General features: G+C 58.1%; 19 protein-coding genes and 4 tRNA genes. 20 read left to right on the top strand and 3 right to left on the bottom strand.

Translation table 11 applies throughout. The features are described 5' to 3' along the window. The first annotated feature begins 4 nt into the window (after window positions 1–4). From ACP151_RS00260 to ACP151_RS00170, 19 genes are all read left to right on the top strand, one after another. Window positions 5–628 (top strand): hypothetical protein, encoded by a 624-nt coding sequence (locus ACP151_RS00260; RefSeq protein ID WP_424976817.1) that lies wholly within the window; start codon window positions 5–7, stop codon window positions 626–628. After that, the gene (locus ACP151_RS00255) at window positions 628–978 is read left to right on the top strand and encodes an HNH endonuclease (RefSeq protein WP_424976816.1); all 351 of its coding nucleotides are present in this window, start codon (window positions 628–630) and stop codon (window positions 976–978) included. The genes ACP151_RS00260 and ACP151_RS00255 overlap by 1 nt, the downstream gene beginning before the upstream one ends. Further along, window positions 968–1,354 (top strand): hypothetical protein, encoded by a 387-nt coding sequence (locus tag ACP151_RS00250; protein ID WP_424976815.1) that lies wholly within the window; start codon window positions 968–970, stop codon window positions 1,352–1,354. The genes ACP151_RS00255 and ACP151_RS00250 overlap by 11 nt, the downstream gene beginning before the upstream one ends. Further along, entirely contained in the window at window positions 1,354–1,650 is a 297-nt protein-coding gene (locus ACP151_RS00245) for a head-tail connector protein (RefSeq protein ID WP_424976814.1), read from the top strand. The genes ACP151_RS00250 and ACP151_RS00245 overlap by 1 nt, the downstream gene beginning before the upstream one ends. Continuing rightward, window positions 1,637–2,071, top strand: coding sequence for an HK97-gp10 family putative phage morphogenesis protein (locus ACP151_RS00240; protein ID WP_424976813.1), 435 nt, complete (start codon window positions 1,637–1,639; stop codon window positions 2,069–2,071). Before ACP151_RS00245 ends, ACP151_RS00240 begins: the two co-directional genes overlap by 14 nt. Then, entirely contained in the window at window positions 2,068–2,487 is a 420-nt protein-coding gene (locus ACP151_RS00235) for a DUF3168 domain-containing protein (protein ID WP_424976812.1), read from the top strand. Before ACP151_RS00240 ends, ACP151_RS00235 begins: the two co-directional genes overlap by 4 nt. Window positions 2,488–2,489: 2 nt before the next feature. Beyond that, window positions 2,490–2,807, top strand: a complete 318-nt coding sequence (locus ACP151_RS00230; RefSeq protein ID WP_424976811.1) for a phage head closure protein — start codon at window positions 2,490–2,492, stop codon at window positions 2,805–2,807. Beyond that, complete coding sequence (locus tag ACP151_RS00225; protein ID WP_424976810.1) at window positions 2,804–3,196, top strand: phage terminase small subunit P27 family; 393 nt, start codon at window positions 2,804–2,806, stop codon at window positions 3,194–3,196. The genes ACP151_RS00230 and ACP151_RS00225 overlap by 4 nt, the downstream gene beginning before the upstream one ends. A gap of 2 nt (window positions 3,197–3,198) precedes the next feature. Beyond that, entirely contained in the window at window positions 3,199–4,866 is a 1,668-nt protein-coding gene (locus ACP151_RS00220; RefSeq protein WP_424976809.1) for a terminase large subunit, read from the top strand. Continuing rightward, window positions 4,863–7,256, top strand: a complete 2,394-nt coding sequence (locus ACP151_RS00215) for a phage tail tape measure protein (RefSeq protein ID WP_424976808.1) — start codon at window positions 4,863–4,865, stop codon at window positions 7,254–7,256. Before ACP151_RS00220 ends, ACP151_RS00215 begins: the two co-directional genes overlap by 4 nt. A 360-nt stretch (window positions 7,257–7,616) precedes the next feature. Continuing rightward, the gene (locus ACP151_RS00210; RefSeq protein WP_424976807.1) at window positions 7,617–8,075 is read left to right on the top strand and encodes a hypothetical protein; all 459 of its coding nucleotides are present in this window, start codon (window positions 7,617–7,619) and stop codon (window positions 8,073–8,075) included. A gap of 50 nt (window positions 8,076–8,125) precedes the next feature. After that, window positions 8,126–8,617, top strand: a complete 492-nt coding sequence (locus ACP151_RS00205; protein WP_424976806.1) for a hypothetical protein — start codon at window positions 8,126–8,128, stop codon at window positions 8,615–8,617. A gap of 241 nt (window positions 8,618–8,858) precedes the next feature. After that, complete coding sequence (locus ACP151_RS00200; RefSeq protein ID WP_424976805.1) at window positions 8,859–9,074, top strand: hypothetical protein; 216 nt, start codon at window positions 8,859–8,861, stop codon at window positions 9,072–9,074. Between the two features lie 318 nt (window positions 9,075–9,392). Next, window positions 9,393–10,685: a PIN domain-containing protein gene (locus tag ACP151_RS00195; protein ID WP_424976804.1), complete on the top strand. Its 1,293-nt coding sequence runs from the start codon at window positions 9,393–9,395 to the stop codon at window positions 10,683–10,685. A gap of 253 nt (window positions 10,686–10,938) precedes the next feature. Next, a complete protein-coding gene (locus ACP151_RS00190) occupies window positions 10,939–11,508 on the top strand; it encodes a histidine phosphatase family protein (RefSeq protein ID WP_424976803.1) in 570 nt (189 codons plus the stop codon). Between the two features lie 74 nt (window positions 11,509–11,582). Further along, window positions 11,583–11,658 (top strand) — tRNA-Val (locus tag ACP151_RS00185). A 199-nt stretch (window positions 11,659–11,857) separates the two neighbouring features. Further along, window positions 11,858–11,934, top strand: a tRNA-Asp gene (locus ACP151_RS00180). 81 nt (window positions 11,935–12,015) lie between these two features. Continuing rightward, window positions 12,016–12,092 (top strand) — tRNA-Asp (locus tag ACP151_RS00175). A gap of 82 nt (window positions 12,093–12,174) precedes the next feature. After that, window positions 12,175–12,251: transfer RNA gene (locus ACP151_RS00170), tRNA-Asp, on the top strand. A gap of 46 nt (window positions 12,252–12,297) precedes the next feature. On the opposite strand, the gene ACP151_RS00165 is transcribed toward ACP151_RS00170, so the two are convergent. The 3 genes from ACP151_RS00165 to ACP151_RS00155 all read right to left on the bottom strand — a co-directional run bounded on the left by ACP151_RS00165 (window position 12,298) and on the right by ACP151_RS00155 (window position 14,770). Further along, the gene (locus ACP151_RS00165) at window positions 12,298–12,699 is read right to left on the bottom strand and encodes a nuclear transport factor 2 family protein (RefSeq protein WP_424976802.1); all 402 of its coding nucleotides are present in this window, start codon (window positions 12,697–12,699) and stop codon (window positions 12,298–12,300) included. A 62-nt stretch (window positions 12,700–12,761) separates the two neighbouring features. Then, a complete protein-coding gene (locus tag ACP151_RS00160) occupies window positions 12,762–12,983 on the bottom strand; it encodes a hypothetical protein (protein ID WP_424976801.1) in 222 nt (73 codons plus the stop codon). A 395-nt stretch (window positions 12,984–13,378) separates the two neighbouring features. Then, a complete protein-coding gene (locus ACP151_RS00155; protein WP_424976800.1) occupies window positions 13,379–14,770 on the bottom strand; it encodes a M20/M25/M40 family metallo-hydrolase in 1,392 nt (463 codons plus the stop codon). 395 nt (window positions 14,771–15,165) lie between these two features. Between ACP151_RS00155 and hemA the strand changes: the two genes are divergently transcribed. Further along, on the top strand, window positions 15,166–16,389 hold the full coding sequence (hemA, locus tag ACP151_RS00150; protein ID WP_424977060.1) for a 5-aminolevulinate synthase: 1,224 nt from the start codon (window positions 15,166–15,168) through the stop codon (window positions 16,387–16,389). Window positions 16,390–16,458 lie beyond the last annotated feature (69 nt).

Raw genomic sequence — 16,458 nt, 5'->3', positions numbered from 1 at the left:
CACCATGAGCTTCCGCCCTGCATATGACATTCCCTTGGCCTGCGGTGGCAACACCGTATGGCTGAGGCCGTCTTTGCGGGCCGCGACACGCCTGGAAGCCCTGCACAATGGCTTCCCGGCGTTGCTGGCCAAAATCCATCAGTTCGACATAACCACGGTGCGCAATGTCATTGCCTTCGCTGCAACTGATAAGGACGCCGCTCAGGCAGTGCTGCGTAGTTTGGCGGAAAGCTCGATACGTGACGTTCAGCAGGCCTGTATCGGCCCCGTTTTTGCTCTGGTTATGGGCCTGACACTCACTGGCGGCAGCAAAGAGGCCGCCAACGAAGAAGAAGAACTTGTCGCTTGGACAGACCTTTATGCCAGTTTGTTCAAGCGGGTGACTGGGCAACTAGGCTGGACACCTCAAGAGGCATGGAATGCCACTCTTCCCGAAATCTTTCTGGCGCTGGAAGGCCATGAAGATTGGATGAAAGTGCTGCATGGCTCACCTGACGAAGACCAAGACGGCCCATCCGATGAGCAGCGTAAGCAGAACGAAGCCCAAGGTCTTGATGCTGAATTCGACCGTGCCGGGCTAATGGCGCTGAAAGCTGTTAGCGCGCAGAAAGTGGGGCAAACAGTCTGATGCCGCGTCCTCCACATATCTGTTCCTGCGGCAACATCGTGCCCCACGGTGAGCGCTGTTCCTGCCAAATCAAGCGCACCCGTGAACGCAACAGACGCCATGACAGGCGCCGCCCCACGGCCTCACAGCGCGGCTATGGCGGCAAGTGGCGCGCAGCCCGTGACGCTTTTCTCAGAATCAATGACCGTTGCGCATGGCCCGGCTGTGGTTCGCTAGCGACCGTGGTTGATCACATCATCCCGCATCGTGGCGACGACCGTCTGTTCTGGGATCGCAGCAATTGGCAGCCGCTGTGCACTTCCTGTCACAGCCGCCGGAAACAGCGGCAGGAGCGTCACCGTGGAGCGTAATGGAACGCAGTCCCTTTGGGTTGAGGTGCTGCTGATTGCTATCTCAGATGCGCTTGTCGGTGAACGCGGCGTGCGTGGCAGCACCGCCGTAAAGATCAATGCAATCATGGACGCGCGGCGCTACCTGACTGTTCCCAATCGAGATTGCGACTTGGTGTGCGAACTCGCCGGTATTGATCCAGATGCGTTTCGCACTCGCATGCGCACCCTGATTGATGCTGCGCCTAGTCCGGAAGAGCTGATCGGTAAGCACAGCCGCGTGAGGAAGAACAGGGTGGGGGTGGTCTTCGACTTTATGCCCTCGAAGGGGACCGGCGGGGGGAGGTCCGCACAAGACAGACCGAAAATAAGTTTTTCAGAAAAGGAAGCGTGCTGATGGCCGCACTGACACCGATTGCGCTGCTGAAATCGCAGCTCAATCTTGACCATGATCTTGATGACGCCCTGCTTGCACACAAGCTGGACGCTGCTGAAATCTGGATCGGCAACTTCACCGGCTACCCTTTCGAAGCTGGAAACGCGGTGCTGACCGAGGCCGCTTTGCAGCTCGCTGCCTTCTGGTATGAGGCGCGCGAAGCCGCCAGCGATGTAACGCAGCGCGTGGTGCCGTTCGGCGTCCATGAGCTTTTGGCTCCCTACTGCAAACAGGTGACTGGCTATGTCGAAGCCTAAGAGCCTAGCAGAACAGTCGCGCATCCTGAGCGAGCGCTTGAAAGCCATTCCTGCGGCCGTGGTGCGCGATGTGCAGCCCGCCTTGATCAAAGGTGCCGAGGACGTCGCGGCGGCGCAGCGCGCCCTGGTGCCGGTGGATGACGGCGACCTGAAGGCGTCCATCACCGTGACCACACCCGGCCAGACCACTCCGGGCTATGCCGAGGGCGGCGGTAAGCGCACCGCTGGCAGCAATCAGGCCCTTGTAACCGCCGGAAACGAGAAGGTGCGCCACGGCCATTTGCAGGAGTTCGGCACCGTCAAGCAGGAGGCTCAGCCGTTCATGCGGCCCGGCTACCGGCTGGCAAAGCCCAAGGCCCTGCGCCGTATCCAGCGCGCAATCGGGCAGGCAGTGCGTAAGGCGGCGGAGGGTGACGAATGATCGACCCCAGCATTGAATTTCAGACCGCAATCCGGGCCGCGCTGGTGGCGCACCCTGAGGTGAGCGCCCTTGTGCCTGCCGATCACATCCGGGCCGGTTCGACGCGCCCGGACAAGCTGCCTACGATCATCCTGGCGAACCCCCAGATGATCAACTTGGGAAGGGCGGCCGGCGGCCAGTATCTTACGCGTGTTTTCATCGACCTGCACATCTGGGCGCTGGAAGACGGCGCGGATATGGCCCGGCAGATCGGCGCGGCGGCATCTGTCGCGCTTTGGGATGCACCGGCCAGCGCCACGGTGGGCATTGATGCCTATGAACGCCCTGGCTTCGCCTACATGCGCGACCCTGACCCGGAACGGGCTTACTGCCACGGCGTGGGGACCGTTGAGGGCGTGCTGCGGTGGAGGGTGTGACCGTGATCCGGGCAGGTAAACTAGATCGCCAGATCACCATCACTCGCGAGGTCGAAACCGTGGCGGCATCCGGTGCGGTTTCAAAGGTTTGGACACCCGTTGCGACCGTTCGGGCAGAGCTGATTCAGCGCAGCGCCGATGAATATCTGACCGGGTTCGGTGAGGCTGCGAGTGGCAATGCAGTTTTTCGCATCCGGTATCTGCCGGGGATCATTACTGCCGACCGCGTGACCTGTGACGGCCTTAGCTATGACATTGACGAGATTGTAGAGTTGGGGCGGAAACGTGGTCTTGAGCTGCGCTGTTCGGAGGTCGCATGAGCGTGCATTCACGCGGTGTGAAGCCGCCGCTTACTGCTGACACCGAGGCACTGACCAAAGCCCCGCCGGTGCCGAAATATCTGGCGCCCCACGCTAAGGCGGAATGGAAGCGGATCATGCCCCAGCTCATCGGGCGCAGGATTATCACCAAGGGCGATTTGGCCGGGGTGGAGACCTATTGCAGCATGATCGGCACCGTGCGTCAGATCGAAGAAGAACGCGCTGCTGCTGGTGGTGCAATTGATGTGCGCCTTTTCGGCGTCATGAACCGGGCGGCCCAAACCGCGCGCCAGTTCGCCGCCGAATATGGCCTGACACCGACCAGCCGTGCCCGAATTGGGGCAGGGCTGCCTGATGATGACGATGCCGACAACCCGTTGGGTGTGTGACCTTGAGCACCGCCAGCACATACCCGGCTTGGCTTGACGACGGCAGCACCATCCCTGATCCGTTAGGACATGGAGAGCGCGCCGTTCGGTTCTTGCGTCTGCTGCGTCACCCGGCGGCTTTGAACACGAACCGCGCACCCAACGCAGCAAACGTCAATCGGCACCCCCGAGCTTTCCAGCTTGCTCCATTTCAAGAGCGCATTGTGCGCCGTATCTATGGGCCGCGCCACGCCGACGGGCGGCGCATCGTGAAGACAGTGTTCCTGATGTTACCGCGCGGGAACCGGAAGACGAGTTTGGCCGCCGCCTTGTCTCTGCTACATGTGATCGGCCCTGAGAAAGTGCCCGCCGGGCAGGTGATCTTTGCTGCGTCTGATCGGGAACAGGCTGGTATCGGTTTTCGTGAGGCCGCCGACATTATCCGGCAGGACAAGCGCCTTGTCGCGGCAACACGGATCCACGATGCATTCAACAGCGCCAAGCAGATCACCCACCTTGATACCGGTGCGCGGCTGCGCGCTGTGTCCAGCGATGGTCGCGCTCAGCACGGCACAACTCCGGCTTTCGTGCTGGCCGATGAAATCCACGCTTGGAAGGGCCGGGATCTATGGGAAGCCCTGAAATCCGGTCTTGCTAAGACTGATGACAGCCTGCTGGTGATTGCGACCACGGCTGGCCGGGGGCATGAAACGCTGGCCGCAGAGCAGTATAACTATGCCCGGCGTGTCGCCCTGGGTGAGATCGACAACCCCGAATTCTTGCCGATCATTTTCGCCGCTGAGCCGGATGACGACTGGCAGGCCGAAGACGTTTGGCATCGGGTGAATCCTGGCCTTAAGCACGGCTTCCCCAGCCTGTCTGGGCTGCGCAGTTTGGCGAAAGAGGCTGAAGACCACCCGGCGGAACGCTACAGCTTCCAGCAATACAACTTGAATATCTGGCACGGAAACAGCCGTGACCCGCTGTTCAATATGACCACTTACGACACCCGATGTTTTGACGATGACGAGACCGATCTTAAAACGCTGCCGTGCTGGGTAGGTGTGGACATGGCGAAGAACGGCGACACCGCCGCCGTGGTTGCCGCGTGGAAGTATGATAATGGTCAAATTACAATTAAGCCGTGGTTTTTCGTTCCTGAGGAAGACCTGAAAGAGCGTAGTGAACGTGATGGTGTGCCTTATGAGCGCTGGCGCGATGATGGGCTAATCAATGCCACACCCGGCCCAATCATCGATCCGGTAGCCGTAGAGGATCACATACGCGAACTGGCGGCGGACCACGACGTGCAGGAGATCGCATTTGACCCCCACCTTGCGCGCCAGACCATGCAGCGCCTGTATGACGACGGCCTTCCGGTAATCGAGCACCGGCAGGCACCGCTTTCAATGGGTGTTGCCATTGGTGACCTTGAGCGCACTGTCAACGGCCAGTTGATACGCCACGACGGCCACCCCGTTTTGCGCCACCACTTCGACAGCGTAGTGGCTAGCCGGAACGAAACAAACGGCCTTGTTCGGATGCACAAGGGCAAGAAGACCGACCGCATTGATGGCGCCGTCGCTGCCGCAATGGCCGTGCATCGTGCCGTGGCAGGCGAAAGCAACAAGTCGCACTACAGTGACCCGAATTTCAAATCCCTCGCCGATATTTTGGAGGAAGCAGCATGAATGATGTAACGATGCCCGGCCTGATCGTCCCGCTTGAGGCGCGAGTAGATAAACTCGAAAAGGGGCTTAAGCGCGCAAACGCTATGCAAAAGCGGTCTGCGGCTGCAATGGAGCGCCGGGCGCGTGTCAGTGCGGATCGGCTGCGTGATACTTATGGGAAAGCTGGCGACAGCATTCTAGCCACATTCCGGAAGCTTGGCCCCAGTATCGCTGGCGGTTTGGTCGGTGGTTTGACTGTTGGCGCTCTTTCCAGTGTCACGAACAACATGGATCAGATAGTCAGGACAACTGCCCAGATCGGCGACGAAGCCAAGCGGGCAGGGGTGAGCGTCCGGGCGCTGCAGGAATGGTCTTATGTCGGCAGGCAGAATCGTATCGGCATTGATCAGATTGTTGACGGTCTGAAAGAGATGCAGCTTCGCACCGATGAGCTAATTGTCACCGGCAAGGGACCGGCAGCAGAAGCCTTTGATCGGCTGGGCTTCAGCTCCGATCAGCTCAAGGTAAAGCTCAAAGACCCGTCCGAATTGTTGCTTGAGATCATCGGGCGCATGGAACAGTTGGACGAAGCTGCCCGTATCCGCATCGCTGATGAGATTTTCGGTGGCAGTGCTGGTGAGCGCTTTGTCGAATTGGTTGGGCGTGGCGAAAGCACCCTGCGTAATACCATCCGGGCGGCAAATGATACCGGCGCAGTGCTGGACGCTGAGCTGATCGAAAAGGCCCAGGAGCTGGACCGGCGCTTTGCTGCCCTTCAAACCAGGGTCGGGAATTTCTTCAAGCGCGTAGCAGTCGGTGCTGCTGATGCGTCGGTCAAGATTGCCACCTTACGCACAGACATTGATGACCTGTTCCGCTCACATAATCAGGCTCAGGGCTTGCTTGGTGATGGTGTTGCAGATGCGCTGGCGAAAGACAGCGAAGCCGTTGATGAGCACCGGGACAAGATCAATCTGCTGCGCGCTGAGTATGACCGCCTGAGTGATTTCGCCAACGGCCAGAGCTCAGGCTTGATGCAGGCTGCGAACACGATGCGCGCATTCGGCTACGACGCCGTTGCCGATCAGCTTGTTTCAGCGGCCACCGAAATGCGCAGTCTGACCGATGCGCTAGCTGATGGCTCTATCAGGGCTGACGACTTCGAAAAGCGCATGGGTGAAGCTGCCACTACCGCGCAAACGGCCCTGGGCAACATCGAAGCGGTTGACCGTGCCGAGTTCTCCAATGTCATTTCCGGGGTGGGTAGCCTTATTGAGAGGCTGGCTACCGCTGCCAAGAAAGCCCGTGAGCTGCGTGGTGCCCTGCCTGGCGCGACTGCTGATGGCGGAACAAATGAAGCGGTCTATTCCGGGCGTGGGGGAGACCCTAGAACGCAGGGCGGCGGTTTTGACGGTTGGGGCAGCTCGACCGCCACTTCTACGGCCCCGGTGACAAGCCGCAGGCCGCGCAGTGCGCCCAGTAATATCGACTTTGGCTTGCCGCCGGAAAACCGTGCTGGCGGCAGAAGCCAGAGCGATTTCGAAAGAGAGATTTCCGCCATCGCAGAAGAGACGGCAGCATTGCGCCATGAGGCTCAGGCCCTGGCAGAGCTGACAGGTGTTCGCCAAAACCACACCAATGCGCTTGAACTTGCCCGAACCAAAGCAGAACTGCTGGCTGCCGCTCAGCGTTCGGGCTTGGCAGATACGCCAGAGTTGCGCGCCCAGATCGACGCCCTGGCTGGGCAGTATGTGGCAGCGGCAGGTTCCGCTGACCTCGCCGCAGAGCGCATTCAGGAGGTGCAGAATGCCAGCCGGGCAGGGGCGCAATCAATCACCGACGTGTTCACTGGCATGGCGACTGGGGCAATGACCGCAAAAGAGGCAGTCGGGCAACTGATCTTGCAAATCCTGAAACTCAGCTTTCAGAAGCGAATGTTGGAAATGGCGGAAGGAGCCGGCGGTATATTCGGCGGCTTTCTTAAAATCCTGGGCGGCGGTTTTGCTGCTGGCGGATATACTGGCCACGGCGGAAAGTTCGAACCTGCCGGGGTAGTGCATCGCGGTGAATACGTGATGAGCAAAGAGGCCACCAAGGCGATTGGCGTGCCCCAGCTAGAGGCACTGCACAACGCTGCTAAGAGGGGCTTTTCCGCTGGTGGGTATGCCGGTGGTCGTGCACCTCTGAAAGCTGGGGTGGCGGGCCGTTCTGGGGCTGCAGAAGAGGCCGGGCAGGTGATCACAATCAACGCGCCCGTGACGGTGGAGGGATCCGCAGGAACGCCGGAACAAAACGCAGAACTTGCCCGGCGCATTTCACGCGAAATGGAAATGACCATGCGTGGCGTGGTGGTGGATGAGCTAAGAAAACAGAGCCGTCCTGGCAACATGATGAACAACCGGCGGCGCTGAAGCCCTATCCGGGAAGGTAATGGTTTTGCTCGCCTGGCAGGGTATGGGGTTGTCCGTCCGAAAGTCTTGGGTGGCCGGAGCAGGGGCGAATTTTGGCGTGTCCGTCCGAATTTCTTGCTTGTTATATATGTATAGTAAAATAAGGGTATTTATAACGGTGCAAGAAATTCGGACGGACACGCTGAGCCTCTCCGGCTATAAGAGTCCTTCCCGGATAGGGTTTCTTCCTTCCTGTCCCGGATAGCGTTTGGTTTCTGGTGCGGCTCACTGGGCTGGGTTTATCCGCGTCGGTGTAATTCGCCTTGAAGCGGTAAGGGTATTCCCTTATATTCAGGTCAGCCAAACTAACAAGGATACCCAATGTCTAATCACCCTACTTTGAAGGTTCCCCAGGAACGTATCACCCAGCTCAAGCAAATGGCCGCGAACATGGGCGCGGTGAACATGAGCGAGGTTCTCGCCAAGCTGGTTGAGTTCGCGCAGAACGAGGGTCTTATTGCCCACGAAATTCCCGGTGTGAAAATTAACGCGCTGCCGGATGGCTTGGCGGTTAAGTTCGACGACGGGGAGACTGTCGGATTCTCATTTGAAGACGCGGCCCGTCTCGCGACTGAGATACGCGGCTTTCTGGATGGTGAGCGTGACGAGAAAACAGTTATCAGCATGAATTCTGACAAGCAGATGAATTTCGGTTTGAAGGGGAAAGGGCAGGGAATCGCAATTTCTATCCCGGCCAATAGTGAGGCCAAGGTGTTTGACCGTGGTCTTACTGCCGAGTTCGCGCGCTTGATCGACATGGCGATACCGCAGCCGGGATAAGAAAGGGGCCAGCGCCGGAACGCTGACCCCAAAGCTAAGTAGGACCACCCATGACTATAGCAGACAACGACCCGGATGCGCCGCGAAACTTACGTGACGCGGTGAAAGCCGCGCGTCTCCAGATCGAAGCCGATAACGAAGCAAGGAAGGAAGCGCGGAATAATACCCGCTGGAGGTATGAGCGCGACCCTCAAGAGTATGACAAGCAGCTAGATCGCCAGCGCCAGGAATACGCGGACAAAATTGCCGCCAAGGAAGGCCGCGAAGTCAGGGCCTATACCAAGGTGCCGGGAAAGACCCGCGAAGAGCACGACAAGAACGCCAAGGCCCGTGATGCCGAGCGGAAGCGTGAAGAACGCAGCTGTGCCACTCAGGAAGACAAGGACCGTGAGGCGGACAAGAGGTGGGGCCGCCGGATGAAAAAGAAGGGGTGGACTGAACAACAGATCGCTGAGGGGCTGAAGCAACGTCATGAAAAACGGCGTCTCCGCCAGCCAGACCCCGGCCCTTACGAAGATAATCCTGACTACGGGGCATTCTGACGTTGTGTATCTGAAGAAATTGTTATACTATAACACTTGCAAGCAAAGGCTAGGGTGGTCACTTAGCCGTAACCCCATGGCGGATCCTCTATGTAGGTCACCCGGCATGGGGTTTTCTTTTAGGTGTAAGTAAGGGTTTACTTACAATGAAAACAATGACTTACGGAAATTTTCCCTCTTGCAGCCAGAATCAACCTGTGCGAGCCGTTGCGCATTGCAATTCACTTGAGGGAAAATTTCGATGCAGATCGCAGAACACTACCTGCCAGACGAAACATATGAAGCGCTAGTCAAAGCGCTCACTGCCAAGATGGATTTTCAGGACAATCCGGCGGTTTGCCCCAGGACCGAAGTTGTGACCGCCCTGGGCGAGATCGGAAATATCTGGCCTGCCTCTGTGCTGGATAATGTCGAAGTCAATGGAGAGATGCCAGAAGAGGAAAGGGAAGCTGCATGAACCCTGTTTCCATCACCCGTAACGGAAAGACTTACAGCGGAACCTATAGCACTGCGAAGGGCACTCTGTTTGTCACTTATGCGGGGCAGACAAAGCGCACTCAGCTCGGCGGCATGAATGCTGTGATCTTGGCTGAGATAGTGCTCGGCGAGATGATTGGACAGGGCACTTCATAGCAGCTTAGTTCAGCTCAACCAGTATTGTGATCCCGCCGGTGCAAGCTGGCGGGTTTTTCATTGGTTGGATGTTCTGGTTAGGGTTGCGCCAGGGTGAGCTAGTGTTCAGTGTCGCCGGAGAAGATTCTACTTGAGGCGTTCCATGCGATCACAGTTCAAAGGCCATTTTGGGGAAAGTCAGGAGACAATTAGCGAGCTATGGAAAAGCGCGACCTTTGTCTTTGATGCTAATGTGTTGCTAAACCTTTACCGATACTCCGGTGACGCAACGCAAGAGTTCTTGAGGTTGTTGAGTGATGTCAAAGATCGGGTTTGGATTCCTGAGCAATGCGCGCATGAGTTCCTAGCCAATCGGCATACCGTTCTGCATGAGCAGGCGGAGGCGTATGAGATAACACTAAAAGAAATTGAGGTCATCAAAGCGAAGTTTGCGAAAAAGCGTGGTCATCCCTTTATCTCGGAAAAGAACTCAGGGGACCTTGATCGTGTTGTCGAAGCTATTTCAAAAGAATTCGAGGAGCGGAGCAAGGATATTAAGGGGCGTTTCAAGGAGGATGAAACGCTAAATACCATTGCAGATATTTTCGATGGGCGGGTAGGAGTGGCCTACTCTGAAGAGGACTTAAAGAAGAGGTTCGAAGAAGGAGAGGCCAGGTTCGCGGGTGAAGTTCCGCCGGGCTATAAGGATGCCAAGAAGGTAAAAGAACCTAAGTCTTCGACTGAAAGGAGACGAAATTTTGGTGACTACCTGCTATGGAGGCAGACCATCGAAAAGGCGAAGCATGATGATGCATCGGTTATCCTAGTCACTGACGACCGGAAGGAAGACTGGTGGCGTATAGTGCATGGTAGAACGGTTGGACCTAGACCCGAACTAATTACCGAGTTTTGCAGCGAAACCGGACAAAGCATTCTAATCTATACTCCAGAGAGTTTTCTAAAGTTTTCTGCCAATCAGTTGGGTGCCAGTATTAGCCAGAAAACGATTGGTGAAGTTCAGGCGGAGAAAAATGCCCGCGAGCGTCGCGCCTCTAAGCAAGGAAATGTCGCAAGGAATGTCAAAGAGGCAAGAGAGGCGTTTAGAAATTGGGCGATCAGGAGTGGAGTTGATGCTCCCAATCTTAAAGAGAGAAAGAGACTAATAGCGGACAGCTATGTAGAGTATCTGGAAAATAATAATTTCTCGAAAAGGTCAGGAATTGATGCGAATGGAAAGTATCTGTCGGCGTTAAAAAGGTTGAGAATGGAGAACGAAATGGCCTTGCGAGGCGCTATGCAGTTATTGGAAGAAGCATATGAGTATGGTGATAGGGAAGACATTGAAGAGGCTCAGTTTGAAGTTGAAAGATTGAAGGATAGTGGGGCTCAGCTAAGTGGCGAGGTGCGTGAGGCATTTAAGAAACTACGAGATCTGAAAGCGCTTGATGATAGCTAAAGTCCGGGAGGAATTCAGTGAGTGAAATTCTGACGCCACGTCACTGACCCATTTTGAGGCCGGTTACACGGTTACAAATCAGGGTGTAACTTATTGAAAACATTGATGCGGCGGAAAATTCAAATCTCTTATCACCCACCATCTTTCTGAAAGGTGCTCCTGGATTTGGTTGAGCGCCTTTTGTTGTTTCCGGGGTTCCGCCTGCCGCCGTGTCCCGCTACCAATTTGCCCAAGAACGGGCTGGGAGCACATCATGGAATTTCCGAAGATCTGGCTGTTGCGGCACGGGCAGACAGAATGGAACGCGCAGAAACGCATACAGGGGCAGCTGGAATCACCGCTGTCACCTCTGGGAGTGGAGCACGCGCGCCGTCAGGCCGCTCTGATGGTGCCGGTGATGGCGCAGAAACCTGCCTGTTATGCATCTCCTCTTGGGCGGGCGCAGCAGACGGCTGATATTGCCTTGGGCGGGGCGCCCTTTAAGACAGACCCACGGCTGGCCGAAGCTTATGCCGGCGCCTTTCAGGGGATGACCCTGGGAGAAGTTGCCGCGCAGTATCCGCAGATCCATGGCGCCAATCCACGTAACCTGGATCTGTTCTGCGAAGCCCCGGGCGGCGAGGGCTATGAGCGTTTCCACGCTCGTATCCTTGATTTCATGCACGCTCTGACCGAACCGTCGGTGGTGGTTGCGCACGGGCTGCTGGGGCAGGTGATGCGCGGCATTGTCTGCGGTCTGCCACGTGACGGGATGGCGTCTCTGCCCAACGGTCAGGGCTGCGTCTATGTGCTGGAAGACGGCGCGGAAACCGTTCTGGAATAAGGTGCCGGTTTCGATAAAAAAACTGAAATCCCCCCTTGCGCTGCCCAGCGGCATTGTCTAAATCCCCGCTCATCGGGTCGTTAGCTCAGTTGGTAGAGCGCTTCGTTTACACCGAAGATGTCGGGAGTTCGAGCCTCTCACGACCCACCATTCCCCTTCGTTCTTGAATGTTTTCATGCATGACATCTGCATGCGTGGTTCGGGTATTTTTGTTTATTTTCAGCCGCTTGCGCGGCGTGGCGGAATTTTTTTCGGGAAAGTTCTGAAAAAGGCAAAACACCGCTTGACGGTGCGGGGGGCGGGGAATATTACAGCCCAACATTCGGCAGCGATGCTGAAAGTGCAGCGGGCGGTTGTAGCTCAGTTGGTTAGAGTACCGGCCTGTCACGCCGGGGGTCGCGGGTTCGAGCCCCGTCAACCGCGCCACTGCTGTACCCTTTCTCGGGGTTAAACAGAGACCGCCCCGGAGGGGATTGGACTGGAAACAGTCCGCCGCAAGGTGAAAACGCGGTTGTAGCTCAGTTGGTTAGAGTACCGGCCTGTCACGCCGGGGGTCGCGGGTTCGAGCCCCGTCAACCGCGCCACTTTCGCCCGCCATCCTGACGTTTCAGGGTCCGCCCCGGAGGGGACTAAGAGGCCGGAAACGGTCAGCCGAAAGGCCTATGCGCGGTTGTAGCTCAGCTGGTTAGAGTACCGGCCTGTCACGCCGGGGGTCGCGGGTTCGAGCCCCGTCAACCGCGCCACTTTCCTATCTTGGATATTCAGCCGTCCGGAAACATGACACAGATGTCAGCCGTGCATTGTGCAGCCTGTTTCCGGGGTGTCCTGGCTGAAGGTGTTCAGCCACGTCCCGCCTTCCTTTTCCCAAAGTGAAGAGATCAGCATTACTTTCCAGTCCGCTGAGCCGGATGACCGGAAGGATGCGCGGTAGGAGAGCAGCGCTGCGGTATTGCCGATACAGCGTAAGCAGGCGCTGCTCAGCTCGTACTCGGCGATCGCCGGCCCCTCTTGCAACTGGCCGCAATGATCGGCCTTGCTTGCAAAGCCACTGGGGTAGACGCCGAGAAAGCTGTCAGAAAGCATGTGCTCATCCGCCTGACGGTCGCCAAGGACCATGGCGTCCCATACGCGGGTCTCCAGAGCTAGGAATTTTTCCAGCAGCGCGCCGTTTGTCAGAATCGCTTGGGTCATGGCGCCAGCCTGACGGCCGGCGCGCTGAGGGGCAAGCATCCTGCCACAGCCACAGGCGGACGTCACAGGGCAGGCGGGTTCGGCTCTGCCTCCGTGTCATGGCGCCAGCCGGTCAGCTCCGAGTCGACCCAGGTCTTGAGGCGGCCAAGGTCCGGGGACGGGTGGGATTCCAGGTAGCGCAGCAGCACCCGTGTGCCGTGCTGGTAACCGGCGCGGTAGCTCTCTTCCGGGTCGGTTTGAGTGCCCTCGAATCCTGGCGGGCGCTTGTAGCTGCTTTGCGTCATCTTTGCCTCCGTCTGCAATGCGTTCACGTGTTTGTGCAAGGCTATCGCAAGAGCGATAAGCAAGTCTTAATACCGTGGGCAAAACAAACAGCAGACGCCGGTTTGCCGTCTTTGATCCGGCTTTGAGACGGCGCCTGGTCTGTGAAAATGGTCTTTGAAACTGGGCTGTGGAGCCAGGACGGAGGGGGAATGCTCGCGCCGCCATCGGCGGCGCCACGCCCAACGGGAAGAGGGGCTCCCTGGGGCCCTGATGACGGGCGGGAGGAGCCCCCTGTGGCGGCGTTGCGCGCAGGGTGCACAGCAGGCGGCGGCTTTGCAGGGCGGATTGCCCGGCTGGCGGCCTGCTGAACGGGCGATTTCCCAAAAGGAGATTTGGCCCGCCCGTTTGCCTGAAGTTACTTGCTGGTCAGTGCGTCCAGAATGCGGGCCCAGGACCGGATGCCCTTGTGGAAGCTTTTCAGGTCGTATTTCTCATTCGGGGAATGGATGGCGTCGTCGTCATTGGCAAAACCTGCCAGCATCGATTCCATGCCCAGGATCGATTTGAAGAAGCCCGCGATCGGGATCGAGCCGCCCATGCCGCAGAACACGGCTTCACGCTGCCATTCGTCGGACAGCGCCGCGCGGGCAGCAGTGAATTCAGGGCGGGTGATGTCCATGACAGAGGCGCGGGAGCCCTCCAGCTCGTTGTTCCAGACCACTTTGCAGTCGGGTTTCAGCTGTGCCTCCACATGGTTGCGGACCTTCACCCGCAACGCGTCCGGGTCCATGTCGCCGACCAGGCGGCAGGTGATCTTGCAATGCGCCTCTGACGGGATCACGGTCTTGGAGCCCGCGCCGTTGTAGCCGCCCCAGAGACCGTTCACCTCCAGCGTCGGGCGGGCCCATTGCTGTTCCAGCACCGAGCGGTCCTTTTCGCCATGCGCCTGGGTGTAGCCGGCGTTGTCGAGGTAGTCTTTCTCGTCAAAGCCGCAGCCTTCCCACTGGCGCAGCTGGTCTGCGGGGACCTCGCGCACGCCTTCATAGAAGCCTTCAACGGCGACTTTTCCGGTCTCCTCGTCATAGAAGGAGGCGACAATGCGGCTGAGTTCGCGCAGCGGGTTCAGGCCGGGGCCGCCGTAGTGGCCGGAATGCAGGTCGATGCGTGGGCCGACCACGGTGAATTCATCTTTCAGCATGCCGCGCAGCTGTGAGGAGATCGACGGAACACCGCGCGACACCATGGAGGTGTCACAGATCAGTGCGATATCGGCCTTCAGCTCCTCGGCGTTGGCTTCCATGAAGGGAATCAGCGAGGGCGAGCCCGATTCCTCTTCGCCTTCGAAGAAGAATGTGATGCGACACGGCAGCGAGCCGTTCACCGCTTTCCACGCGCGGCAGGCCTCGACAAAGGTCATCAGCTGGCCCTTGTCGTCCGACGAACCGCGGCCACGGATCACGGTGCCGTTCGGGGTCTCTTCCAGTTGCGGTTCAAACGGCGGCGTGTTCCAAAGATTCAGCGGATCGACAGGCTGCACATCATAGTGGCCGTAGAACAGCACATGTGGCGCGTCCGTGTTTTCCTCACCTACATGGCCAACAACCATCGGGTGGCCGGGAGTCTCACGCTTCTCTGCCTTGATGCCGATGGAGTTGAGGTCTGCAACCAGCCAGTCTGCGGCCTTGTCGCAATCTGCCTTGTAGGCCGGATCGGTGGAAATCGACTGAATGCGCAGCAGATCCATCAGCCGCCCGGTGGCGGCGTCCAGCTCTGCGTCGATCCGGTCCAGAACATCATTCAAAGCCATCTCTTGCTCTCCTGCATTTCTTGGCGGCCCGGGGCGGGCCAATTTGCCGCGGACCCTAGCAGCGCGGCTATGGAGGGGCCAGAGGGCTCAGCCACGGATTTCCCCGGTAAAACGTCGGGGCGGGGTTTCCGATGGTGCACATCTTGCACGGGAAACGAGGATAAATTCGCCGCAAACAGAGTTTGAGTTGGCGCAGGCGTTCTTGTAGGGCAACTGTTTAAGTTCTATTTGACCTGCATCAATGTTGCGCAGCCAAAGCGGCGCGTATTCAGTTGATAGAAGGGACCGCCTAGGGTAACCAATCCAGAAGTGATTGTGGCCTAATCGTCAGAAGACCCGTGCCCTTTACACAGCCCGCGTGTTCCGCAGGAGCACAATTAGCTATGGAGATGCCGGTGGATTATACCGCGAAACTGGACGCTGCGATTGCCAGCCTGCACGAGGAAGGCCGTTACCGGACTTTCATCGACATCGAGCGCAAGAAGGGCCAGTTCCCGCATGCGGTCTGGACCCGTCCGGACGGCAGCCAGCAGGATATCACCGTCTGGTGCGGCAATGACTACCTTGGCATGGGCCAGAACCCGGTTGTGCTGGATGCGATGCATGATGCCATCGATGCAACCGGCGCAGGCTCCGGCGGCACCCGCAACATCTCCGGCACCACGGTCTATCACAAGCTGCTGGAAGCTGAGCTGGCTGACCTGCACGGCAAGGAAGCCTCGCTGCTGTTCACCTCGGCCTATATCGCCAATGATGCAACGCTGAGCACGCTGCCGAAACTGTTCCCCGGGCTGATCATCTATTCGGATGCGCTGAACCATGCCTCGATGATCGAAGGCGTGCGCCGCAATGGCGGAGCCAAGCGTATCTTCCGCCACAACGACGTGGCCCATCTGCGTGAGCTTCTGGAGGCTGATGATCCGAAAGCCCCCAAGCTGCTCGCCTTTGAATCTGTCTATTCGATGGACGGTGATTTCGGCCCGATTGAGGAACTGTGCGATCTGGCTGATGAATTTGGCGCGCTGACCTATATCGACGAGGTGCATGCGGTCGGCATGTACGGCCCTCGTGGCGGCGGTGTCACGGAACGAGACCGGCTGGCCCATCGCATCGACATCATCAACGGCACGCTGGCCAAGGCATATGGCGTGATGGGGGGCTATATCGCGGCCTCGGCCAAGATGTGTGATGCGATCCGTTCCTATGCGCCGGGCTTCATCTTTACCACCTCGCTGGCGCCAACGGTTGCGGCAGGGGCGGCGGCCTCGGTTGCCTATCTGAAATCTGCGCAGGAGCTGCGGGACAAGCATCAGGACCAGGCCAGGGTGCTGAAACTGCGCCTGAAAGGGCTGGGCCTGCCGATCATTGATCACGGCAGCCATATTGTCCCGGTGATCGTTGGCAACCCGGTGCACACCAAGGTGCTGTCCGACCACCTGCTGGAGGACTACGGCATTTACGTGCAGCCGATCAATTTCCCGACAGTGCCGCGCGGAACTGAGCGGCTGCGCTTTACCCCGTCACCGGTGCACGGACCCAAGGAAATCGACGCGCTTGTCGGTGCAATGGACGCATTGTGGTCGCATTGTGCGCTGAATCGTGCCGAACTCGCCGGATAACATACTGAACAGTGCAAATTAAGACTGAGTATGTTACGCTTTCGCTAATCAATCGGCGGATCTGAGTCG

It is taken from the genome of Leisingera sp. S232 (assembly GCF_049800895.1).
Taxonomy (GTDB): Bacteria; Pseudomonadota; Alphaproteobacteria; order Rhodobacterales; family Rhodobacteraceae; genus Leisingera.
Note: the sequence above shows the minus strand (reverse complement) of the source record. Positions and strands in the feature narration are given on the sequence as shown.

Bases quoted from the DNA above. Each gene is read 5' to 3' on its own strand.
- ACP151_RS00260 (WP_424976817.1), top strand. From the start codon at position 5: ATGAGCTTCCGCCCTGCATATGACATTCCCTTGGCCTGCGGTGGCAAC.
- ACP151_RS00255 (WP_424976816.1), top strand. From the start codon at position 628: ATGCCGCGTCCTCCACATATCTGTTCCTGCGGCAACATCGTGCCCCAC.
- ACP151_RS00245 (WP_424976814.1), top strand. From the start codon at position 1,354: ATGGCCGCACTGACACCGATTGCGCTGCTGAAATCGCAGCTCAATCTT.
- ACP151_RS00240 (WP_424976813.1), top strand. From the start codon at position 1,637: ATGTCGAAGCCTAAGAGCCTAGCAGAACAGTCGCGCATCCTGAGCGAG.
- ACP151_RS00235 (WP_424976812.1), top strand. From the start codon at position 2,068: ATGATCGACCCCAGCATTGAATTTCAGACCGCAATCCGGGCCGCGCTG.
- ACP151_RS00225 (WP_424976810.1), top strand. From the start codon at position 2,804: ATGAGCGTGCATTCACGCGGTGTGAAGCCGCCGCTTACTGCTGACACC.
- ACP151_RS00215 (WP_424976808.1), top strand. From the start codon at position 4,863: ATGAATGATGTAACGATGCCCGGCCTGATCGTCCCGCTTGAGGCGCGA.
- ACP151_RS00210 (WP_424976807.1), top strand. From the start codon at position 7,617: ATGTCTAATCACCCTACTTTGAAGGTTCCCCAGGAACGTATCACCCAG.
- ACP151_RS00205 (WP_424976806.1), top strand. From the start codon at position 8,126: ATGACTATAGCAGACAACGACCCGGATGCGCCGCGAAACTTACGTGAC.
- ACP151_RS00200 (WP_424976805.1), top strand. From the start codon at position 8,859: ATGCAGATCGCAGAACACTACCTGCCAGACGAAACATATGAAGCGCTA.
- ACP151_RS00195 (WP_424976804.1), top strand. From the start codon at position 9,393: ATGCGATCACAGTTCAAAGGCCATTTTGGGGAAAGTCAGGAGACAATT.
- ACP151_RS00190 (WP_424976803.1), top strand. From the start codon at position 10,939: ATGGAATTTCCGAAGATCTGGCTGTTGCGGCACGGGCAGACAGAATGG.
- ACP151_RS00165 (WP_424976802.1), bottom strand. From the start codon at position 12,699: ATGACCCAAGCGATTCTGACAAACGGCGCGCTGCTGGAAAAATTCCTA.
- ACP151_RS00160 (WP_424976801.1), bottom strand. From the start codon at position 12,983: ATGACGCAAAGCAGCTACAAGCGCCCGCCAGGATTCGAGGGCACTCAA.
- ACP151_RS00155 (WP_424976800.1), bottom strand. From the start codon at position 14,770: ATGGCTTTGAATGATGTTCTGGACCGGATCGACGCAGAGCTGGACGCC.